18 protein-coding genes and 1 pseudogene are annotated in these 22,268 nt (G+C 46.3%); 13 read left to right on the top strand and 6 right to left on the bottom strand.

Going from position 1 to position 22,268, the window contains the following annotated elements; translation table 11 throughout:
- Positions 1 to 26 precede the first annotated feature (26 nt).
- The 12 genes and pseudogenes from hyfB to hycI (DK430_RS13320) form a co-directional block, all read left to right on the top strand.
- Positions 27 to 2,048 (top strand): hydrogenase 4 subunit B, encoded by a 2,022-nt coding sequence (gene hyfB / locus DK430_RS00385; RefSeq protein WP_109077142.1) that lies wholly within the window; start codon positions 27 to 29, stop codon positions 2,046 to 2,048.
- 10 nt (positions 2,049 to 2,058) lie between these two features.
- Complete coding sequence (locus DK430_RS00380; RefSeq protein WP_109077141.1) at positions 2,059 to 3,021, top strand: respiratory chain complex I subunit 1 family protein; 963 nt, start codon at positions 2,059 to 2,061, stop codon at positions 3,019 to 3,021.
- Positions 3,022 to 3,033: 12 nt separating this feature from the next.
- On the top strand, positions 3,034 to 4,479 hold the full coding sequence (locus DK430_RS00375; RefSeq protein WP_109077140.1) for a hydrogenase 4 subunit D: 1,446 nt from the start codon (positions 3,034 to 3,036) through the stop codon (positions 4,477 to 4,479).
- A 15-nt stretch (positions 4,480 to 4,494) separates the two neighbouring features.
- A complete protein-coding gene (hyfE, locus tag DK430_RS00370; protein WP_109077139.1) occupies positions 4,495 to 5,133 on the top strand; it encodes a hydrogenase 4 membrane subunit in 639 nt (212 codons plus the stop codon).
- 4 nt (positions 5,134 to 5,137) lie between these two features.
- The gene (locus DK430_RS00365; RefSeq protein WP_109077138.1) at positions 5,138 to 6,676 is read left to right on the top strand and encodes a hydrogenase 4 subunit F; all 1,539 of its coding nucleotides are present in this window, start codon (positions 5,138 to 5,140) and stop codon (positions 6,674 to 6,676) included.
- A gap of 19 nt (positions 6,677 to 6,695) precedes the next feature.
- A complete protein-coding gene (locus DK430_RS00360) occupies positions 6,696 to 8,426 on the top strand; it encodes a hydrogenase large subunit (protein WP_109077137.1) in 1,731 nt (576 codons plus the stop codon).
- A 12-nt stretch (positions 8,427 to 8,438) separates the two neighbouring features.
- Entirely contained in the window at positions 8,439 to 9,086 is a 648-nt protein-coding gene (locus DK430_RS00355; protein ID WP_109077136.1) for a formate hydrogenlyase complex iron-sulfur subunit, read from the top strand.
- Positions 9,083 to 9,859: an NADH-quinone oxidoreductase subunit B family protein gene (locus tag DK430_RS00350; RefSeq protein WP_109077135.1), complete on the top strand. Its 777-nt coding sequence runs from the start codon at positions 9,083 to 9,085 to the stop codon at positions 9,857 to 9,859. Before DK430_RS00355 ends, DK430_RS00350 begins: the two co-directional genes overlap by 4 nt.
- Before the next feature lie 158 nt (positions 9,860 to 10,017).
- Entirely contained in the window at positions 10,018 to 10,425 is a 408-nt protein-coding gene (locus DK430_RS00345) for a formate hydrogenlyase maturation HycH family protein (protein WP_109077134.1), read from the top strand.
- Complete coding sequence (gene hycI, locus DK430_RS00340; protein WP_109077133.1) at positions 10,415 to 10,876, top strand: hydrogenase maturation peptidase HycI; 462 nt, start codon at positions 10,415 to 10,417, stop codon at positions 10,874 to 10,876. Before DK430_RS00345 ends, hycI (DK430_RS00340) begins: the two co-directional genes overlap by 11 nt.
- A gap of 207 nt (positions 10,877 to 11,083) precedes the next feature.
- A complete protein-coding gene (fdhF, locus tag DK430_RS00335) occupies positions 11,084 to 13,237 on the top strand; it encodes a formate dehydrogenase subunit alpha (protein ID WP_109077132.1) in 2,154 nt (717 codons plus the stop codon).
- 279 nt (positions 13,238 to 13,516) lie between these two features.
- A pseudogene (gene hycI / locus DK430_RS13320) lies at positions 13,517 to 13,653 on the top strand (hydrogenase maturation peptidase HycI); the annotation flags it as partial.
- A 123-nt stretch (positions 13,654 to 13,776) separates the two neighbouring features.
- Here hycI (DK430_RS13320) and DK430_RS00325 read toward each other — a convergent pair.
- Entirely contained in the window at positions 13,777 to 15,444 is a 1,668-nt protein-coding gene (locus DK430_RS00325; RefSeq protein WP_109077131.1) for an anaerobic C4-dicarboxylate transporter, read from the bottom strand.
- A gap of 307 nt (positions 15,445 to 15,751) precedes the next feature.
- Between DK430_RS00325 and serS the strand changes: the two genes are divergently transcribed.
- Positions 15,752 to 17,068 (top strand): serine--tRNA ligase, encoded by a 1,317-nt coding sequence (gene serS / locus DK430_RS00320; RefSeq protein ID WP_109077130.1) that lies wholly within the window; start codon positions 15,752 to 15,754, stop codon positions 17,066 to 17,068.
- 82 nt (positions 17,069 to 17,150) lie between these two features.
- Here serS and cdd read toward each other — a convergent pair whose 3' ends face one another.
- From cdd to potA, 5 genes are all read right to left on the bottom strand, one after another.
- Entirely contained in the window at positions 17,151 to 18,047 is an 897-nt protein-coding gene (gene cdd, locus DK430_RS00315) for a cytidine deaminase (RefSeq protein ID WP_109077129.1), read from the bottom strand.
- Positions 18,048 to 18,168: 121 nt separating this feature from the next.
- Positions 18,169 to 19,251: an extracellular solute-binding protein gene (locus tag DK430_RS00310; RefSeq protein ID WP_109077128.1), complete on the bottom strand. Its 1,083-nt coding sequence runs from the start codon at positions 19,249 to 19,251 to the stop codon at positions 18,169 to 18,171.
- A 130-nt stretch (positions 19,252 to 19,381) separates the two neighbouring features.
- Positions 19,382 to 20,155, bottom strand: a complete 774-nt coding sequence (gene potC, locus DK430_RS00305; RefSeq protein ID WP_109077127.1) for a spermidine/putrescine ABC transporter permease PotC — start codon at positions 20,153 to 20,155, stop codon at positions 19,382 to 19,384.
- Complete coding sequence (gene potB, locus DK430_RS00300) at positions 20,155 to 21,015, bottom strand: spermidine/putrescine ABC transporter permease PotB (protein ID WP_109077126.1); 861 nt, start codon at positions 21,013 to 21,015, stop codon at positions 20,155 to 20,157. The genes potC and potB overlap by 1 nt, the downstream gene beginning before the upstream one ends.
- Positions 20,999 to 22,117 carry a spermidine/putrescine ABC transporter ATP-binding protein PotA gene (potA, locus tag DK430_RS00295; RefSeq protein WP_109077125.1) on the bottom strand — a complete coding sequence of 373 codons (1,119 nt, stop codon included), beginning with the start codon at positions 22,115 to 22,117 and terminating at the stop codon, positions 20,999 to 21,001. Before potA ends, potB begins: the two co-directional genes overlap by 17 nt.
- Positions 22,118 to 22,268: the final 151 nt, after the last annotated feature.

The following is a 22,268-nucleotide window of genomic DNA, read 5'->3' as shown; positions in this document are numbered from 1 at the left end:
TACTCGTTAATCAATGGAGTGAAATTATGAGTTATTCAATTAGTTTACTCATCACGACCCTGTTGATTTATGTCGTCGGTGCGTTTATTTCACTTATCCTGAGTCGAAATGAACAACTTTCAATCAATATATCCGGCGTGACCGGTGTACTTGGTGGAGCTTTAGGCATTGTAGCCTGCATCCCCGTTCTTATCAGCAGCGATCCTGTCGTTGATGTATTCCAAACCCCGTTTGAATTTGCCAATTTCTCCATCCGCATTGACGGATTGGCGGCGTTTATGGTGTGCGTGATTTCTTTGTTGGTGGTGGTTAGCGCACTGTATTCTTTCTCTTATGTGAAAGAATATAAAGGCAAAGGCGCAGGTTCCATGGGGTTCTTCATGAATTTGTTTATCGCCTCGATGGTTGCTTTGGTCACCTGCGATAATGCGTTCTACTTCTTAGTCTTTTTTGAAATGATGTCGTTGGCGTCTTATTTCTTGGTGTTGACCGAGCAAGACGACAACGCGGTGAATGCCGGCTTATTGTATTTCTTCATTGCGCACGCCGGTTCCGTGTTAATTATGATCGCCTTCTTTATCTTCTACTGCTATGCCGGCAGTTTTGAATTCGGCGATTTCCGTCAAACAACCCTTTCCGAACCGCTTGCCTTTACTGTATTTATCTTAGCCTTCCTCGGTTTCGGTGCGAAAGCGGGGATGATTCCGCTGCACAGTTGGTTGCCGAAAGCCCACCCGGCGGCGCCTTCTCATGCGTCCGCGTTAATGTCCAGTGTGATGGTGAAAATCGGGATTTTCGGGATCATTAAAGTGGGGATTGATCTCTTGGGCGCTACCAATATGTGGTACGGCGTGATTGTATTGGGCTTCGGTGCGGTGTCTTCCGTGCTCGGCGTACTTTATGCCCTTGCCGAACATGATATTAAAAAATTATTGGCATACCACACCGTAGAAAATATCGGCATTATCATGATGGGCGTGGGCGTCGGCATGATTGGTATTGCCACCCATCATCCGGTGCTTGCCACCGTGGGCTTGCTCGGCGGTTTGTACCACTTATTGAATCACGCCGTGTTCAAAGGCTTATTGTTCTTGGGCGCAGGTTCCATGATGTATCGGTTACACACCAAAGACATGGATCTCATGGGCGGCTTAGGCAAATTAATGCCTTACACCGCCTTTTGTTTCTTAATCGGTACCATGGCGATTTCCGCTTTGCCGCCGTTTAACGGTTTCGTCAGTGAATGGTTCACTTATCAATCGCTGTTCAGTTTGAGTCAAAGCAATGACGTGGTGTTAAAACTTGCCGGTCCGATTGCCATTATTATGCTTGCCTTAACCGGTGCACTTGCTGCACTCTGTTTCGTGAAAGTGTACGGCATCAGCTTCGGCGGTGCGCCGCGTAGCGAAAAAGCGGCGAATGCCCGTGAAGTGCCGAAACCGATGGTGATTGCCATGGCGGTATTGGCGTTATGTTGTGTGTTGTTGGGCGTGGGCGCTTCTGTGATGACCCCAATAATAACGAAAATTTCCACCGCACTTGCTAACACAGAGTCCATCACTTTGGCACATAACGGCATTGTGGTGGCGCAAGCCGAACCGAATACGGCGCTTTCTACACCAATGGTGACCATTATGCTGTTGGCGTTCTTCTTCCTGCCGTTTATGTATTATGCCTTTACCAAAAATCAACGTTTATCCGATCGTGCCAAAGGCAATCCGTGGGCGTGCGGTTATGCGTATGAGTCGGATATGGCAGCCTCTGCCGGTAGCTTTACCCGTCCGTTACGCATTATCTTTAAACCGCTTTATACCCTGCGCCAAGTATTGGATCCTGCACCGCTAGGCGATAAAGGCATTCAAGCATTAATTAAAGGTGCAACCAAAACCGAGCCGTTCTGGGAAGAAAAAGTCACTATGCCGATCGGGCATTTCATTCCTTGGCTGGGGACGAAAATTCAATGGCTGCAACAAGGCGACTTCCGCGTGTATTGCGTGTATTTCATCATCGCTTTGGTGGCAGTACTGCTTTCCCTTGCGTTGATGTAGGAGGTTGAAAATGATTACGTTACCTTCAGAAATTGCAACATCCGCCGGAATGTTTGTATTAGCCATCGTGCAAGCCTTGATTTTGCTTGCCCTTGCCCCGTTATTCTCCGGTATTTCACGCATGATCCGCGCGCGGATTCAATCCCGTCGCGGTCCGGGCATGTTGCAGGATTATCGCGACATTGCCAAATTAATGAAACGGCAAAACATTTGGCCGGATAACGCCGGTGCGGTGTCCCGCATCATGCCTTATGTGCTCATCAGCACCGTGATGGTGGTGGCGATGAGCTTGCCGCTATTCACCCGCGTTTCGCCGTTTGGTGCAGGCAGCGATTTAATCACGGTGATTTATTTATTCGCGCTGTTCCGTTTCTTCTTTTCTATTGCCGGCTTGGATTCCAACAGTACTTTCTCCAGTCTGGGCGCAAGCCGTGAAGTGACGCTGGGCGTGTTGGTGGAACCGATTTTAATGTTGGCGTTCTTGGTGATTGCCTTGATTGCCGGCTCCACCAATTTTGCCGTGATCGGCACGCAACTTGCAGATCAAAGTTGGCAATATCCGATTGCCACCGTGGTGGCGTTAGTCGCCGCCTTCTTCGCCGTGTTTATTGAAATGGGCAAAATTCCGTTTGACTTGGCGGAAGCGGAACAGGAATTACAGGAAGGTCCGTTGACCGAATATTCCGGTCCGTCCCTTGCCTTGCTGAAAATCGGCTTGAGCTTAAAATCTATGGTGGTTGCCGCCATCTTCGTGAGCGTATTATTACCATTCGGTGCGGCACAGGATTTGAGCATAAGTGCGGTCGTTTTCGGCGCCGTTTTCTTCTTCGTGAAATTGTTGGTGGTGTTCGTGTTGGCTTGTGTTTTTGAAAACACACTTTCCCGTACCCGCTTCATGTTAACAGGACGTTTAACCGTTGTCGGCTTCGGCATTTCTGTGTTGGCGTTTGTGTTTTACTTCACAGGATTGTAAGGAGGAAAAAATATGGAACGTTTAGCTCTGATTACAATCATTTTGCCGTTTGTGGGCGCGTTTATCGTCGGCTTAACCAAAACGAATTTTGCCAAATTAGCCACGATTTTTGCCGCCTTAACCACCGCCTGTATCAGCGCATTGGCGGGGCAGTGGTATTTAAGCGGTCATCAAAGCGTGACCTACGATTTGGTGGCGTTCGATCAAACCGTAATCTTCGGGGTAACGCTGGATGCGGTGAGTACCCTAATCGGCTTCGCCGTAGTCAGTCTCGGTTTCTTGATTTGCTTATATTCCTGCGGTTATTTAACCGATAAAAACCGCGAACATCCGCACAACGGCTTACCGCGTTTTTACGCATTCTTACTCATCTTTATCGGTGCGATGGCGGGCTTGGTATTATCTTCCACTTTGGCGGGACAATTATTGTTCTTTGAAATCACCGGCGGCTGTTCTTGGGCGTTAATCAGTTATTACCAAAGCCCGAAAGCCATGGCGGCGGCAATGAAAGCCTTGATTATCACCCATGTGGGCGCCATCGGTTTATACATTGCGGCAGCCTATTTGTTCAGTCAATCCGGCACCTTCTCCATTACCGCATTGGAACAGTTGGATCCAAGCGCGAAAACCATCGTGTTATTCGGCGTGATGTTTGCCGCGTGGGGTAAATCCGCGCAACTGCCAATGCAAATTTGGTTACCGAACGCCATGGAAGCGCCGACCCCGGTCAGTGCCTATTTGCACGCGGCATCCATGGTGAAGGTGGGCGTGTATATTTTCGCCCGTGCGGTGATGTCCGCCGGCGATATTCCGCACATTGTGGGGGAAGTGGGCATCATCATGGCGATGATTACCTTAATCTACGGTTTCATGATGTATTTGCCGCAAACGGATTTAAAACGCTTGCTGGCGTATTCCACCATTACTCAACTTTCTTACATTTTCATCGGGATTTCCCTTGCCGCGCTGGGTTCCAAATTAGCCTTTGTCGCCGCGATCGCTTATATCTTTAACCACGCTTTCGCAAAAAGCTTGTTCTTCTTGGTTGCCGGTTCCTTAAGCTATGCCACAGGAACCCGTTCCATGCCGTTGTTACAAGGCATTATGCGCACGATGCCGGTGGTCGGTGCAGGATTCGGTGTTGCCGCCTTGGCAATTGCCGGGGTGCCGCCGTTTAACGGGTTCTTCAGTAAATTCCCGTTGTTCGCCGCCGGTTTTGAGTTAGGCAATGAATATAGCTGGATCACGATTTTGATGGTGATCGCCTTGATCGAATCCACCGCAACCTTTGTTTGGTTGTTGTATAAATTCGGTCAATGTGTCATCGGCAAACCGTCGGAAGCCGTTGCCAAAGCACAACCGATTACGCTTTCCATGAGCGTGGTGTTGGTGGTGCTTATGGTGATGTCCGTGTGCTCCGGTTTTATCGCCGCCTATTGGCTGGGTTTGGCAGGTTAGGTTAAGGAGGAATCTATGTTAATGATAAATGCCCTTGCAAGTTTACTCATTATTACCTCTCTCTGCGTAATTATGGTACGAACCGCCAAGAAAGGGGCGATGTTTTACGGCTTGCAATCTCTCGTTTTGGTGTTGCTGTTTGTCTATCTCGCTTATGAAATGCAGGCGCACGAACTGTATATGTGGTCCATCAGCGCCTTTATTACCAAAGTGATTTTAGTGCCGGCAATTTTGATTTATGCCATGAAAAATATTGACGAAAGTCAAACACCGGGTGGAATGAATATCGCTTGGTTGATCCCGATCACAGCAGTGATAGTCACATTGTGCTACTTTGTTGTCATCCCGATCGATTTGCCGTTGGTGGAACACCTTAAACCGGCGCTTTCCGTCTCTTTAAGTCACTTCCTGCTCGGTTTGGTGTGCATCGTCAGCCAACGCAATATCGTAAAACAAGTGTTCGGTTATTGTTTGATGGAAAACGGTTCTCATCTCACTTTAGCCTTATTGGCAAATAAAGCACCTGAATTAGTGGAAATCGGAATTGCCACAGATGCCATATTTGCGGTCATCATCATGGTGGTGTTGGTAAACAAAATTTACCGGACATTCCATTCATTAGATGCAAAACAACTTATGAGTTTGAAGGGGTAACGCTATGTATGAACAATGGATAAATGCGTTATTAATCGCACCTTTGGCAATATCGCTTGCCTGTTTTGCCTGCGGATTCGTAAAAAATCGGATATTTTGCACCGCACTTCATATTACCGGCTTGATTTTAACCTTCGTGTTTTCGTTACAGGCGATTTCCGGCGTGTTGGCGCAAGGCGAAATCACCACGTGGGGAAACTGGATTCATGTGGATAGCCTGTCTGCCATTTTCTTAGCCTTAATTAGTATCGTGGGCGGTTTGGCGGGTGTGTACTCCGTTGCCTATATCAACCGTGAATTTAACGAAGGACATATTGATCTTGTCGGTTATTGCCGTTACTACGGTTTCTTGCATCTGTTCTTCTTCACCATGATCTTATCCGTCACCACAAATAACCTGATTTTAATGTGGGCGGGGATTGAAGCGACGACATTGAGTTCCGCGTTCTTGGTGGGAACCTACAAACAAAAAACCTCGCTGGAAGCCGCATGGAAATACATCATCATTTGCTCCGTGGGTGTCGCCTTCGGTTTGTTCGGTACGATTTTGACGTTCTCAAACGGCACGAACTTGTTGGCGGATCCGAGCCAAGCGATTTTCTGGACAGCGGTAAATCAACAGGCTTCCGGTTTAAATCACGGTTTGATGTATCTTGCCTTCGCTTTCATTTTGGTCGGTTTCGGCACCAAGTGCGGTCTGTTTCCGATGCATACTTGGTTGCCTGATGCGCACAGTGAAGCGCCAAGCCCGGTCAGTGCGGTACTTTCCGCGGTGTTGTTGAATTGCGCCATGTTGGTGGTATTGCGTTACTACATTTTGGTTTCCAAAGCCGTGGGCGACGACTATCCGCAAACCTTATTATTGGTATTCGGCTTGCTTTCCACAGGTATCGCATCATTCTTCATCATCATGCAACATGATATTAAACGGAAACTGGCGTATCACAGTATCGAAAATATGGGCTTAATCAGCTTCGCCTTTGGGTTGGGTGGTCCGATTGGTGCTTTTGCGGGCTTATTGCATACCATCACGCACAGTTTGGCGAAAGCGTTATTGTTCTGCGCTTCCGGTAACATTTTATTGAAATACCGTAGCCGTGATATTCATGAAGTCAGCGGTTTATGGCGCACCATGCCGTTTACCGCCGTGTTATTTGCCGGCGGTGCGCTCGCGTTGGGCGGTATGCCGCCGTTCGGGATGTTCACCAGTGAATTTGCCATTGCCGTGGCAGGGATTTATGCGGGCAAAACCTGGCTCATCGTTTTATGTTTGATCTTTCTGACCATTGCCTTAGCAGGGTTAACCACCATGCTGTTGAAAACCGTATTAGGTAAACCGAAAGAGGGAATTGAAGTCGGCGAATTAAATAAATCGTCCATTGCCGTATTGGCAATTTACTTGCTATTACTCTTCTGCATGGGGGTTTACATCGCCGAACCGATTTTACAGCTTCTGACCAATGCGGTAGGTATTGTATTGGGACAACCGAATGTATCCTTCGGTGATATGTTGGTTTTACCTTGGCAAAGTTTAGCGAAATGATCGACAAGAGGGGGAAAAAATGGAATTAACGAAAAATACATCCGTCGATCCGGGCAAAATGCTTGGCAAAAATTATATTGAAGCAGTCAATGCTAAATTTCCGAATACGATTTTGGACGAGGAGTGGTCAACACCAAATCAGGTCACGCTGACGATTAAAACCAATATGTTGCCTGATGTGGTGGAATACCTGTACTACCAACATGACGGTTGGTTGCCTTTGGTGTTTGGTAATGACGAACGTTCCATTCACGGCAATTATGCGGTGTACTACGTGCTTTCCATGGAAGGGGAAGTGAAAACCTTCATCACGATTAAAGCCTTGGTGGATCCCGTTACCTTAGAATTTCCGTCCGTCACGCCTAAAGTGAAAGCGGCGGTGTGGGGCGAGCGCGAATTGTTCGATATGTACGGCTTGAAAGCTGTCGGTTTGCCTGATCAACGCCGTTTGGTGTTGCCGGACGATTGGCCGGATGATCTTTATCCGCTGCGTAAAGATTCCATGGATTATCGCTTGCGCCCTGATCCGACAACAGCAACGGAAACTTACGAATTTATTAATGAAAAAGGTGAAGCGCGCATTGTGCCGATTGGTCCGTTACACATCACCTCCGACGAACCGGGGCACTTCCGTTTGTTTGTGGACGGGGAAGACATTATTGACGCGGACTACCGTTTGTTCTACGTGCATCGCGGTATGGAAAAATTGGCGGAAACCCGTATGGACTACGACCAAGTGAACTTCCTTGCCGACCGTGTATGCGGGATTTGCGGGTTTACCCACAGCGTCGCCTACGCCAATTCCGTGGAAAGCGCCTTGGGCATTCAAATTCCAAAACGGGCACAATGGATTCGCGCCATTTTGCTGGAAGTGGAACGCCTGCACAGTCACTTGTTGAACTTAGGGCTTTCCAGCCACTTTACCGGCTTTGATACGGGCTTCATGCAATTTTTCCGCGTGCGGGAAAAATCCATGACCTTGGCGGAAGTGCTCACCGGCGCCCGTAAAACCTACGGTATTAACCTCATCGGCGGAGTGCGTCGCGATATGTTGAAACACCAACGAGAGCAATGTATCAAGCTGATTGGCGAAATGCGCGAAGAAATCAAAACCTTATCGGAGATTCTGCTGAATACGCCGAACATGGAACAACGCACCGTGGGCGTGGGGATTTTGGCAAAAGACATTGCCCGTGATTTCAGCCCGGTGGGTCCGATGATTCGCGGTTCCGGTTTTGCCCGTGATGTGCGCAAAGTGCATCCGTTCTCCGGCTACGGCGATGTGCCGTTTAATTTGTTCACCGAAGCCAATGGCGACGTGCTTTCCCGTGTGAAAGTGCGGATTAGCGAAGTGTTTGAATCCATGAATATCATTGATTACATGGTGGATAACCTGCCAAGCGGTGCCATCCTAAAAGAAGGCTTCAATTACACACCGGGGCGTTTTGCGCTTGGTATTACCGAAGCGCCGCGCGGCGAAGACATTCACTGGTCAATGCTGGGTGATAACCAAAAATTGTTCCGCTGGCGTTGTCGTGCTGCAACCTATGCCAACTGGCCGACATTACGTTATATGTTACGCGGCAATACGGTGTCCGATGCGCCGTTGATTATCGGTAGTCTTGACCCTTGCTATTCCTGTACCGACCGCGTCACCGTGGTTGATGTGCGCAAGCGCAAAGCGAAAACCGTGGATTACAAAGAAATCGAACGCTACGGCATTGAACGTAAAAATTCACCACTGAAATAAGGGAGGCGGAAAATGTTCAAGCTACTTAAAACCGTATTTAAAGCCGGTGACGTGACCACCAAATACCCGTTCAAACCTTATGAAGTGGATGAGGATTTCAGAGGCAAACCGGAGCTCAACTCCGATCAATGTATCGTGTGCGCCGCCTGCACCATGACTTGTCCGGCAAACGCGTTAACCATGCGCACCGACCCCGTTACCGGCGACCGCACGTGGTCGTTATTCTTGGGGCGCTGCATTTTCTGCGGTCGTTGTGAAGAAGTTTGCCCGACCAAAGCCATTCGGTTAACGCAGGATTTTGAATTATCGGTCACCAACAAACAGGACCTTTATCAGGAAACCACCTTTGCCACCGTGACTTGCCAGCACTGCGGTCAACCGTTCATTTCTTATAAAGAACTGAATTACACCATCGATTTGTTCAAACAAACCTTGGATGACCCGCAATTAGTCAAACAAAAACTGGAAGTGTTGCACACCTGCCCGGTATGCAAACGTCAGGGCAGCTTGGAAAAAACCGCAAACATGGAATCTAATATGCGGATGAAACTCATCGACTTTAAAGAACCGGTTCGCCTGAATTTCAAACAAATGGTCGAACAACGGGAAGAAAGTGCGGTGCAAAATTCAAGAGTTTTAGCAGGAGGCGAAAGACGATGAACACACAAATTCCAATGCCGGTCAACGGCATTTCAACGCCATTCAGCATTGACGAAAATATCGCCAAAATGAAACAAACCCTGTTGAAGAATATTCAACGTTCGGCGTATGTGTATCGTGTGGACTGCGGCGGTTGTAACGGTTGTGAAATCGAAATTTTCAGCACCATCACACCGACGTTCGACGCAGAACGTTTCGGTATCAAAGTGGTCGCCTCGCCTCGCCATGCGGATATTTTATTGTTTACCGGTGCGGTCACCCGTGCCATGCGAACCCCTGCAATGCGTGCTTATCAAGCGGCGCCCGATCCGAAAATCTGTATTTCTTACGGTGCCTGCGGTTGCGGCGGCGGCATTTTCCACGATCTTTATTGCGTCTGGGGCGGCAGCGATCAAATCGTGCCCATTGACGTGTATATCCCGGGTTGCCCGCCAACCCCTGCTGCTACCATTTACGGTTTCGCCATGGCACTGGGCTTACTCGACCAAAAACTGAAAGGTAAACAGGAAAAAGCTGATCCGAATGCCGACGCTAAATTGCGCTTCCCGACCATTCCGCTGGATTTACGAATCAGTCTCGAACGGGAAGCCCGCCGTCTCGCCGGTTACCGTCAAGGCGGCAACATCGCCAATCAGTTTATGGCGATGATGTCGGAAGAAGACAAAGTGCCGTTCGGTGTGCGTTTAGGCGAATACCTGGAACGGGAGGCGGATCCGCGTTTAAGCGAAATCGTCAACCGTCTGCATGCGATCAGTATGCCGTTTTCGGGGTAGCCCCCTAGGGTAACAAAGTTACCCTAGGTTACGCATAATTTAGCCCCGTGGGGGCTAGTGTCAGTAGTTCCCCAACGGGGAACAATCATGCCTAACCGAGGGTAATTTATTACCCTCGGATATACTAAGACCGTTATCCGTCGTTATAAGGACATACCATGACAACCAAAGTCTTTTTCTATTTACTCAATGAGCGTTTCGTGGAAAACGACGAACAAGTGCCAGAACAGGCTCAACAAGTAATGTATTACTCTCTGGCAATCGGTCACCATGTGGGCGTCATCGATTGTTTTAAAAAATTGCTGATTTGCGACTACGAGGATTACCAACGTTTTGTCGAAAGTTTTCCGGAAGGGGAGGCAAGACGCAAATTCGCCGGTTTGATGAAGTTCGGCGAAATCGTGATTGATTCCAGCCATGTAAATCTGTTGGCAAAGGCGATGGACGAAAACAAAGTGAATTTCACGCCCCAACATCAACAATGGGTGGACATTTTAATGGATACGCTGGCTTCCATTCAGCGCGAGCCGGTCATGTATATCATGGTGAAACGTCGTGACGAATAAAAACCTCATCCTTACCGTTGGTAACAGCATGATGGGCGATGACGGCGCAGGTCCGTGTCTATATCAGCTGTTGACTGAAAATCCGTTGGAAAATTGGACCGCACTTGACGGCGGTTCTGCCCCGGAAAACGTCGCACACATCGTGCGCGAACTTAAGCCCGAACTGTTGCTGATTTTCGATGCCGCCGACATGGAATTGGCACCGGGCAAAATCCGCATGATCGAAAAAGAGGCCATCGCCGAAATGTTCTTCATGAGCACGCATAATATGCCGCTTAACTTCCTCATCGAGCAATTAGAACAAGACATCGAAAAAATCGTCTTCGTCGGCATCCAACCGGATCTTGTTTCCTTCGGCTTCCCGATGACCGACGCGGTGAAAGACTCCGTGCAATTTATGTATGACTTTTTGAAAGATGGACGGGATCTTGCGGAGATTCCGGTGTTGTAAAAAGTGCGGTCAAAAAATTTAAAGAATTTTATAAACGATAAGAGGAGGTGAAAGGAAGAAAGATAAATGCTACCGATAGGAATCGGTAAATATGTTTGCATTTGAAAAGGGGGAACTCAAAAGCAAATTCAAGCATATGACAAGATTAATAAATCCGTCTAAGTGATTAGGTTAATTTTTACACGTTATTTATTAAAGGATGTCATTATGAAAAAAGTGATTACCGTTTGCCCGTATTGCGGTTCGGGTTGCAAAATCAACCTGTTGGTTGAAAATAATAAAATTGTCGGCACTGAGCCGCTCAATGGCGTCACCAATCAAGGTGAATTGTGTTTAAAAGGCTATTATGGCTGGGATTTTGTACACGATACTCAAATTCTCACACCACGTTTAACTCAACCTATGATTCGCTATAAACGAGGCGAACCTTTCACTCCCGTTAGCTGGGAAGAAGCGATTAACTATTCTGCCCGTCGCTTGTCCGAAATTAAAGTCAAATACGGCGATGAATCCATTATGGTGACGGGATCTTCCCGTGGACCGGGCAATGAAGTGAATTATGTCATGCAAAAATTTGCCCGTGCTGTACTCAGAAATAATAATGTGGATTGCTGTGCCCGTGTTTGTCACGGCCCTTCGGTAACCGGTTTGTTAAAATCCGTCGGCAATGGCGCCATGTCAAATTCCATCGTGGAAATTGAAGATTCCAAATGCTTACTTATTTTTGGCTATAACCCTTCGGCGTCACACCCGATTGTTGCCCGTCGTATTCATCGTGCCAAACAGAAGGGGGCGAAGATCATCGTGTGCGACCCGCGCAAAATTGAGACGGCGCGACTTGCCGATATTTATGTTCCGTTAGAAAACGGTTGCAATGTGGCGTTCTTAAATTCTGTCATGAATGTGATCTTAGAAGAAAATTTAGTTGATCAAGAATTTATTGATAAGCATACGGAAAATTTTGATGCGTTCTACGATATTGTAAAAAACTACACTCCGGAAGCCACTCAGCATATTACCGGTGTAGAACCAAGCGTCGTTCGAGAAGTGGCAAGAATGTATGCCACAGCAGAAAGTGCGACGTTGTTGTGGGGCATGGGTGTTTGCCAATTTATTCAGGGGGTTGAGACCGTGCAATCTTTGGCAAGTTTAGCTATGTTGACCGGTAATCTCGGCAAACCGAATGTCGGCTTAGGGCCTGTGCGCGGACAAAATAACGTGCAGGGCGCTTGTGATATGGGCGCATTATTTAACACCTTGCCGGGCTATCAAAAACTTAGTGACCCCGCCGTTATGGAAAAATTTGCAAAGGCATGGGGTGTGGATAAATTAAATACCAACCCGGGCGTACCGTTGACGGAAATTCCAAAAGCCATTAAGGAAGGTAAGCTCAAAGCCTTCTACATCATGGGAGAAGATACCCTGCAAACGGAACCGGATGTTGAGGAAGTGAAAAAACGCTTCAAAGAACTCGAGTTTATTATTGTGCAAGATATTTTCATGACGCAAACCGCAGCGGAAGCGGACGTGATTTTGCCGGCAACGTCCTGTGCCGAACATGAAGGGGTTTATTCGTCTGCCGATCGAGGGTTTCAACGTTTTTATAAAGCGATTGAACCTGTGGGCAATGTTAAAGACGATTGGCAAATTATCAGTGAAATCGCCACCGCAATGGGCTATCCGATGCACTATAACAACACCAAAGAAATTTGGGATGAATTGCGTTCCCTTTGTCCGATTTATAAGGGCGCAACCTATGAAAAAATGGAAGGGTTGGGTTATGTGCAATGGCCTTGTACGGACGAAGGACCGGAAGATATGGGCACACAGTATCTATATAAAGGTCAAGTCTTTGACTTACCGGGTGGAAAAGCGCAGTTCTTTGCTTGCGATTGGCGCCCGCCGGTAGATCAAACCAGCGAAGAATTTCCAATGGTTCTTTCTACCGTACGCGAAGTAGGACACTATTCTTGTCGTTCGATGACCGGGAATTGTCGCGCATTAGCGAACCTTGCCGATGAACCGGGATTCGTACAAATGAACGATCGGGATGCCGCCGAATTAGGTATTAAGCATAATGATTTGGTTTGGATCTCGTCTGCACGGGGTAAAGTTATGTCACGCGCCGATGTCAGTAGTCGAACCAACAAAGGTGCTTGTTATATGACCTATCAATGGTGGATTGGAAAATGTAATGAACTGACCGGCGAGTTTCTAAACCCCGGCTCCCGCACACCGGAATATAAATATAGCGCCGTGCGTATTGATAAAATTGACGACCAGGCTTGGGCCAAACGTTATATTGTCAATAAGTACACAAAATTAAAAGGCTATTTAAAAGAAACCGCGTTGGTGGCTTAGCGCTTTTTAAGTAAAGAAACGACCGCGCTTTGAGCCTATAACGTGCGGTCGTTTTTCTGATATTTTTATCTATGTAATCATTCATGGACCATGATATTTCGGGAATCTAATTTCAGATTGTAGAATGCTGTTACTCAGGCTATATTTCATCCCACCACGTTAGTGCTGTAAAAAACGCAAGAAAAAACCACCGCACTTTTCTACCTAACAAGGAAATTTCATGATTAAAGCTCCTCTTACCTAATATATCCGTCATTATAAGTACATACCGCGACAACCAAAGTCTTTTTCTATGGCATCCAACCGGAGCTCATTTCTTTTGGCTTACCAATGATAGACTCGGTGAAAGAATCCGTGCAATTTATGTATGATTTTTGAAGGACGGAGGGGAACTTGCCGAGATTCCGGTATTGTAGGGGGCTTATTTATCATTTTTAAAATGCAAACTATACTGTTTTTATTTAGATAATTATCGTTAACAAAAAGGCTATTCCCAACGAAATAGCCTTTCCATTCAATCAAATTAAATCCAATCTAAATTACAAATACCCAAACATCCCCGTAAAGATATAACCGAAAATACAGGAGGTAATTACGCCGATTAAGCCCGGTAAAATGAAGCTGTGGTTGATGACGAATTTACCGATATGGGTAGTGCCGGAGCGGTCGAATTGGATGGCGGCCAAGTCGCTTGGGTAGGTCGGTAAAATGTAGTAACCGTAACAAGCGGCGGCGAAGGCAAGGATAATTGCCGGATCAACGCCGATACCTAAGGCAAGCGGTACGAAGGCAACCAATGCGGCGGCTTGAGAGTTTACGAATTTGGAGATTAATAACAACATCACTGCGTAAGTCCAAGGGTGGGCTTTTACCACGTCGCCTAAGGCCGCTTTCATCATCGGGGTGTGGACGGTAAACATGGTTTCCGCCATCCAGGAAATCCCGAATACGGCAACTAACGCGATCATACCGGAGCGGAAAATCTCATTTTTACTGATTTTACCGGCATCGGTTTTGGTGAAGATGATGATTAATGCACCGGCTAACAACATGAAGATTTGGATAACATGAACCATGCCCAATGTGGTTTTCTTCTTCGCACTGTCTTTTAACACGATAGAGGCGTTGGCAACGGTGTCGGTTTTATCGCCGGCGGTGATAACCACGTTGTTATCTTGCGCAGACAGGGTTTGGGTTAAGACGCCTTTGTTGTCGTAAATTTCAACGTTGTCGTAAGCGGTTTGCGCTTTGGCTTTGCTGTCTTTTACGTCAAGCGCCACTTTGCCGTCTTTGGCGAGAGCAACAATTTTACCGTCTTTCACGTTGAAACTTTGTACCGCTTTATTATCGGAAACCACTTCAACCATTTGTGCCGGAGCGCTTTTCTCAAAGGATGGGCGCAAGTCTTTGAAATAACCTAATACGGCAACCACTAAAATGGCACCGAAGAAAATCCACATAGCATTCCAGCTGGATTGCGGTAATTTCTTGTCAAGGAGAGAGGCGGTGTCGCCGTAAACATATTTTTTGAATTCCGGATCTTTTAATTTCGCTTGGAATTCTTCGTCTTTATCCAAATCTTTGCCACGGAACCAACTGAAAATACCGATGGCTAACACGCCGCAAAGGGTGGACGGCACAGTGATTTTTAATAAATCCAAGTAACCGTCGAAGCCTGCCAAGTGATTTTGCGCATTGACTAAGAACGCGGTTAATGTAACTACCGCAACGGATACCGGCGAAGCAATGATCCCCATTTGGGAAGCTATGGAACTTGCCGCCATCGGGCGTTCCGGACGGATGTTATTTTTAATTGCGATGTCGTAAATGATCGGCAACATGGTATAAACCACATGGCCGGTACCGCAAAGAATGGTCAGCGTGCAGGTAACGAAAGGCGCGAGGATACTCACATATTTCGGGTTTTTACGCAGTAATTTTTCTGCGATTTGCAACATCACATCCAGACCGCCGCTGGCTTGTAAGGTTGCGGATGTCACTACCACAGCGAGGATAGTCAGCATCACGTCGATTGCCGGTTTGCCCGGTTCAATACCAAAGCCGAAAACCAACACAATCAGACCTACACCGCCCAGTAAACCCAGTGCGATACCGCCTTTTTTAGCGCCGTAGAATAAACAGATTAAGACGATGGCAAGCTGAATAGCAAATTGCGTGCCTTCGCTGAGATTAGATAAAAACTCCATAGGTACTCCAGAAATAATTTCATTTAGTGATTGAAAAATCGTTGCTAGTCTAACATTAAGGCTACTTCTTAAGTAGTAGAATTATGCGGATTGTTGCTTTAAATCAAAATTCCGTCAGCTAAGAATTCAGTGCCTACGGAAACTGAATCGCTTAAGCCTTTTTTAGCAATTTTTTTCTTAAGGAGAAAAACATTTATAAAACCGACCGCACTTTAGTCCATGTTTTTGCTAGTCTATTTGGTGAATACGATATAGAATAAACACAATTTTCAACATAGTATTAGCAATAGAATAAAGGTAGCAAGTTATGATCGATCCGAATTTATTACGCAATAATCTGACGGAAGTCGCAGAAAAATTAAAAATTAAACGCGGGTTCGTGTTAGATACGGCAAAAATTACTCAATTAGAAGAACAACGCAAGGCGTTGCAGGTCAAAACCGAAACTTTACAGGCAGAGCGCAATGCCCGCTCCAAAGCCATCGGTGCGGCAAAAGCCCGTGGTGAAGACATTGCGCCGCTGTTGGCAGAAGTGGATCACATGGCGGAAGAACTGGAGCAGGGCAAAGTGGAATTGGATAAAGTGCAAAACGCCTTAAATGACATCGCCTTAAACATTCCGAATATTCCCGCCGATGAAGTGCCTTTAGGCAAAGACGATAGCGAAAATCTTGAAGTATCCCGCTGGGGTGAACCGCGCAAATTCGATTTTGACGTGAAAGATCATGTTACCTTAGGGGAAAATTTACAGGGCTTAGATTTTGCTGCCGCCGTGAAATTAACCGGTTCCCGTTTTGTGGTGATGAAAGGTCAAATTGCCAAATTACATCGTGCCATCGCACAATTTATGTTGGATTTACACACCGAGCAACACGATTATACTGAAGCCTATGTGCCTTATTTAGTGAATCACGACACCCTTTACGGCACAGGTCAATTACCGAAATTCAGCGAAGATTTATTCCACACCAAACCGTTGGAAGGACAAGATCCGAACGAAGTACAACGCACTTATGGTTTAATTCCGACGGCGGAAGTGCCGGTGACCAATTTGGTGCGTGGCGAGATTCTGGATGCAGAAAATTTACCGTTAAAAATGACCGCACATACGCCGTGTTTCCGCTCCGAAGCGGGTTCTTACGGACGCGATACACGCGGTTTAATTCGTATGCACCAATTTGATAAAGTGGAACTGGTGCAAATCGTGGAACCGGAAAAATCCATGGACGCCTTGGAAGAATTAACCGGTCATGCGGAAAAAGTGTTGCAATTGCTCGGCTTGCCGTATCGTAAAGTGTTGCTTTGCACCGGCGACATGGGCTTCGGTTCCTGCAAAACCTATGACTTGGAAGTGTGGGTGCCGGCGCAAAATACTTATCGTGAAATTTCTTCCTGCTCTAATATGTGGGATTTCCAAGCGCGTCGTATGCAAGCACGTTGTCGTTCCAAAGGTGACAAGAAAACCCGTCTGGTGCACACTTTAAACGGTTCCGGTTTGGCAGTAGGGCGCACCTTGGTGGCAGTAATGGAAAATTACCAAAACGCCGACGGTTCTATCACCGTGCCGGAGGTGTTGCGTCCGTACATGGGCGGATTGGATGTGATTGGAAAACCGGTTAAATAAGTCAGTTCAGCAAACAAAATAGGGGGCAAGCTAGCCCCCTATTTTTTGATATCTTAAAAACATCTTTAAAATCCACCGCACTTTATACGACAAAATATTCCAATTTCACGTCACTTAATGTGCCGAGTAACGCTTCCGCCATGCCTTTGTAATTTAAGGTAGCGGATTTTTCCACCATCACCACACGCGTGATATTTTCCACGTTTTCCCCGCTTAAAATCAGATGATTCAAGGCAACCTGCATAGCTGGCAGGCTTGGATTAAACGCGGCATTTTCTGCATAACTGCCGCGATAAATTTGCTGATTTCGGGTTTGAATGACAATGCCGTGGAAGGTGTTTGAATAAGGCGCGTGAGCCTGGTTTGCCATTTTTAAGGCCTGTAAAATCACAGGATCGTCGTTGTTTAGGGAGAGATGGTTATCATGCAGATCCAGTAAATGCAGCTGAATGTTGAGATCTTTGGGGCCGAAGGAATCGGGCAAATATTGTTGTAACGGGTTATTTTGACTGTGCGGTAAATGGATTTGTAACGTTTCCGCGCTGTTCAATTCGTTCATAAATTGGCGGCAATGCCCGCACGGCGTATAGTTTACGGTGACATCGGTAATTTTCTTTTCACCGCGCATCCAAGCGTGACTGATAGCGCTTTGTTCGGCGTGAATAGTTTGTTGAATATCTGTTTGGCAAAATTCCTGATTGGCGCCGAAATAAAAATCTCCGCCGATGCCGGTAACGATTGCGCCGACGTTAAAATGTGAAATCGGCGTGGTGGCATAGCAAGCGGCAATTGGAAGAAGTTGAAGGGCGAGTTTTTTGGTGTCGATATGATGTTTATTGCATAGGTGTTGCACGGCAAAGTGCGGTAGAAATCCCACGAATTTTTGTTCCGGCAGAATATGCCAAATATCTTGTGCCAAAGCGGTGTCATCAATTCGGGATAAAGCCTGTTGAATTTTGTCTGAAATCGGCGTTGTCATAACATCTCCTTTTTTCGTTTATTCTTTTCCTTATCTTAACATCGGATGAAAAAAAAGTGCGGTCGAAATTTTATGTGAATTTTCAACCGCACTTTTGTTTTCATTTTTCTGTTAGAACAAATTATTTCGCCGCTTTCAGCTCTTGATAATATTGTTCGTAGTATTGAATGGCATCGCCCACATCATCTTGCCAGTGGCTTTTTTGTAGCACTTCGGCAGATGGGTAAATCGCCGGATCTTCGGTGATTTCTTTCGGTAGGGCTTTTTTCGCTTCAAGGTTAGCGGTCGGATAACCGATAGCAAGGGTTAATTTTTCAGCCGCTTTCGCACCTAACATATAGTTAATCAGTTTGTGCGCGCCGTCCGGGTTTTTAGAGGTAACCGGAATGGCAAGGGTATCCACCCAAAGCACCGGACCTTCTTTCGGGAACACCATGTCTAAAGGCGCTTGTTCTTTTTTCGCGATACGTACGGAACCGTTCCATAATTGACCGACTTCCACTTCACCGGAAATGAAGGAGTTTGCCGGGTTGTCGGAATTAAAAGAAAGCACGTTCGGACGTAATTTCAATAATTCTTCGTAAGCCTGTTTGATAATCGCCGGGTCTTGTGTATTCGGATCTTGACCGATTTTCAACAGCGCAATGTTAAATACTTCGCGGGCATCATCTAATAATTGCACTTTATTGGCAAATTCAGGTTTCCATAAATCGCCCCAAGAGGTGAAATCGGCGCCTTTGTAAGTGTTAGTGTTAAAGGCAATGCCCGGTGCGCCTAGCAATTGCGGAAGGGAATATTTGTTGCCTTTGTCGTAAGGTTTGTCGAGCCAATCAGGGTCTAATTCTTTAATGACAGGTAATTTACTGTGGTCAAGTTCTTTTAACATCCCTTCGCGCGCCATTTTGGACACGAAGTAGTTAGAAGGGGCAATAACATCATAACCGCCGGCGGCGCCTTGGGTTTTGATTTTTGCATACATGGTTTCGTTGGATTCCAGACTGGACACGATCACTTTGATGCCGGTTTCTTTGGTGAACTCGTCTAAAAGACCGTCAGGAACGTATTCCGTCCAAGTATATAAATACACAGTATCATTAGCAGCCGCCGGAGCGTTAGCCGTTTCAGACTTGTTTTCTTTGTCGTTACAAGCGGTTAATGTTGCTGCAACTAAGCCGGCAGTAAGCAGACCTGCAAATTTTTTCATTTTTGTTTATTCTCCGTAAAAGAGGGGTAAAAAAACCACCTGCATGAAATGCAGGTATAAAAAAACGCCTTGATTGTGCGTCAAGGCGTATTGTATGTGCTATTAAATTATTTGTGAAGCATTATTATGGCTAGATGTCCTTGTGTTTTTTGCCGATAAATTGGCTGGCGACAACCAATAATAATGAAAGCACAATCATGATGGTCGCAAGGGCATTTACTTCCGGCGTGACCCCGGTTTTCACCAAGGAGAAGATACGCAACGGTAGGATTTCATAGCTGACGCCGCTGACGAAAGAGGACACCACAACGTCATCCAGTGAAATGGTGAAGCTTAACAACCAGCCGGACACGACCGCAGGTAAGGCAAGCGGCAGGATGATTTTGCGTAAAATGGTGATTTCACTGGCGCCTAAATCTTTCGCCGCTTCCAACATTCTGGCATCGAAGCCGTTTAAGCGGGAGAAAATAGTGACCGTCACATAAGGCAAACAGAAGGTAACGTGCGCCAACAAGAGCGACCAGAAACCTAAAGAAATACCCACAACCATAAACAACGCGAGTAAAGATACCGCCATGACGATATCCGGCGACATCATCACGATAAACAACATGCCGCTCACCGCTTGTTTACCGCGGAAACGATAGCGATATAAGGCAATGGCGGTTAAACCACCGATAATGGTTGCTAAGGTTGCCGCAAAAAACGCGATGGTAACGGAGTGGATTGCCGCCTGAATTAAGGTGTCGTTGTTAAATAAACGTTCGTACCAGTTCCAGCTGAAACCCTTCCAACTTAAACCGTAACGGTCGGCGTTGAAGGAGTTTGTGACTAAAATAATAATCGGGATATACAAATAAGCGTATACCACAAACATAAAGATATTGCGTAGTAAACGGCTCATTATTCCAACTCCACTTTCTTGTTCAATAATTTATTCGCGCGGTAATACACGAAAATGAGTAATGCCATCAAAATGGTCAAACCAATACTGATTGCCGAACCGAACGGCCAGTTGCGGGAAATTAAGAACTCGCTCTTAATTACGTTACCCACAAGCAACACTTTCGCGCCGCCGAGTAAGTCCGCTACATAGAACATACCCATTGCCGGCAATAACACTAACAAGCAACCGGCGACAATGCCCGGCATGGTTAACGGCAGAATCACGCGGAAGAAGCGTTGGAACGCGTTTGCGCCTAAGTCTTTTGCTGCTTCCAATAAACGTCCGTCAAGTTTTTCAATAGCGGAGTAGAGCGGCAGAATCATGAACGGCAGAAGCAAATACACCAAACCGATAATCACCGCCACTTCGGTATTCAGAATCCGAATCGGTTCACTCAAAATGCCCATTTCCAACAACATGGTATTTAACACACCTTTCACGCCGAGGAATACTTTCATCCCGTAAATACGAATCAGGGAGTTTGTCCAGAACGGAAGGACCACCAGGAACAATAAGAGCGGTCGATATTTCGGGTGAATTTTGCTGACCATAAAGGCGAACGGATAGCCGATCAGCAAGCAAATAATGGTGGCAATGCCCGACATATACAATGAGTTCCACACCACCTGCGCATAAAGCGGATTAAACAGGTTGATGTAGTTATCAAAGTTAAATGGCAAGGCATAAAAGTTGCTACCATCTCGGGTTAAAAAACTTACGACTAATACCAATAAGTTTGGGATCAGCACGAAGAAGATTAGCCAGCTGAAGATAATCGCAACAGTAATTTTCTGGAATTTATTATTGATTATCTTCATCGTTGAGTACAACCTCCCAACCTTCGTGCCATGTAATGCCTACACGTTGACCAATGCTGTGATCCATGTGCGGATCGTCTTCGTTAAAGAATTCGCTGACCAACACGCGTTTGCCGTTATGCTCGAACTCCACCGTGGATTCCAAGGTCATGCCTTTATAAGTGCGGTCGATAATGTGACCGATAATGGCTTTTGAATGTTCATGTTCGTCCAGTTCTTCAATCACAATATCTTCCGGACGAAGCAAGACTTGAAGCTGTTGATCTTTTTCTACCGGAATATCCGTATAAATATCGCAAATACGGCCTTCTACGTTCGCCAACACCACATTTTCCGACTTACGTTCAATCACCGTGGCGTCAAAGACGTTGATTTCACCGATGAAACGCGCCACGAACAAGTTCGCCGGTTCTTCATAAATTTCGCGCGGTGAACCGTCTTGGGCGATTTTACCCTTACGTAACAACACGATACGGTCGGACATGGTGATGGCTTCTTCTTGGTCGTGGGTCACAAAAATAAAGGTAATGCCTAATTGGCGTTGCAACACTTTCAGTTCATATTGCATTTGTTTGCGCAGTTTGTAATCCAGCGCAGACAGGGATTCGTCGAGTAATAACACTTTCGGTTTATTCACCACCGCACGGGCGATGGCGATACGTTGTTGCTGACCGCCGGAAAGTTGGGTCGGTTTACGATCCGCCATTTCTTCCAGTTGCACCATGCGCAAGGCTTCCAGCACGCGCGGTTTGATTTCCGCTTCAGGCACTTTTTGCATACGCAAGCCGAATGCCACATTTTCAAAAATCGTCATGTGCGGGAACAGAGCATAGCTTTGGAATACGGTATTAACGTGGCGTTTTTCCGCCGGCACATGGGTAATGTCTTCACCATCCAAAATAATATTGCCCGAATCTAATTCTTCCAAGCCGGCAAGTAAACGTAACACCGTTGTTTTACCGCAGCCGGACGGGCCGAGAATTGTCAAAAATTCACCGTTATTAATGGTTAAATTAAAATCTTTAATAATGGTATTGGAACCGTAGGATTTAGTAATGGAACGAAGCTCGATAATCGGCTTGTTTTGAACTGGATTTTCCACTAGCTTTGGTTTTCTCCCTAATGTACCGAATTTTTCGGTAGAAATTAGAAACAAATGCCCACAAAAATGCAGGCGGTGACTGTAAAAATGAACGCTAATGATATAGCGATCGGGGCATAATGAAAAGCAATTAATCGGGATTTTTCATAAA

It is taken from the genome of Aggregatibacter kilianii, from assembly GCF_003129965.1.
Classification (GTDB): domain Bacteria; phylum Pseudomonadota; class Gammaproteobacteria; order Enterobacterales; family Pasteurellaceae; genus Aggregatibacter; species Aggregatibacter kilianii_A.
This window is presented reverse-complemented; position numbering and strand designations above follow the sequence as displayed.

Coding starts and splice junctions, on each gene's coding strand:
- DK430_RS00375 (WP_109077140.1), top strand. CDS start 3,034: ATGGAACGTTTAGCTCTGATTACAATCATTTTGCCGTTTGTGGGCGCG.
- hyfB (WP_109077142.1), top strand. CDS start 27: ATGAGTTATTCAATTAGTTTACTCATCACGACCCTGTTGATTTATGTC.
- DK430_RS00325 (WP_109077131.1), bottom strand. CDS start 15,444: ATGGAGTTTTTATCTAATCTCAGCGAAGGCACGCAATTTGCTATTCAG.
- DK430_RS00360 (WP_109077137.1), top strand. CDS start 6,696: ATGGAATTAACGAAAAATACATCCGTCGATCCGGGCAAAATGCTTGGC.
- cdd (WP_109077129.1), bottom strand. CDS start 18,047: ATGACAACGCCGATTTCAGACAAAATTCAACAGGCTTTATCCCGAATT.
- DK430_RS00355 (WP_109077136.1), top strand. CDS start 8,439: ATGTTCAAGCTACTTAAAACCGTATTTAAAGCCGGTGACGTGACCACC.
- DK430_RS00310 (WP_109077128.1), bottom strand. CDS start 19,251: ATGAAAAAATTTGCAGGTCTGCTTACTGCCGGCTTAGTTGCAGCAACA.
- DK430_RS00345 (WP_109077134.1), top strand. CDS start 10,018: ATGACAACCAAAGTCTTTTTCTATTTACTCAATGAGCGTTTCGTGGAA.
- potC (WP_109077127.1), bottom strand. CDS start 20,155: ATGAGCCGTTTACTACGCAATATCTTTATGTTTGTGGTATACGCTTAT.
- serS (WP_109077130.1), top strand. CDS start 15,752: ATGATCGATCCGAATTTATTACGCAATAATCTGACGGAAGTCGCAGAA.
- DK430_RS00365 (WP_109077138.1), top strand. CDS start 5,138: ATGTATGAACAATGGATAAATGCGTTATTAATCGCACCTTTGGCAATA.
- DK430_RS00350 (WP_109077135.1), top strand. CDS start 9,083: ATGAACACACAAATTCCAATGCCGGTCAACGGCATTTCAACGCCATTC.
- hyfE (WP_109077139.1), top strand. CDS start 4,495: ATGTTAATGATAAATGCCCTTGCAAGTTTACTCATTATTACCTCTCTC.
- potB (WP_109077126.1), bottom strand. CDS start 21,015: ATGAAGATAATCAATAATAAATTCCAGAAAATTACTGTTGCGATTATC.
- DK430_RS00380 (WP_109077141.1), top strand. CDS start 2,059: ATGATTACGTTACCTTCAGAAATTGCAACATCCGCCGGAATGTTTGTA.
- fdhF (WP_109077132.1), top strand. CDS start 11,084: ATGAAAAAAGTGATTACCGTTTGCCCGTATTGCGGTTCGGGTTGCAAA.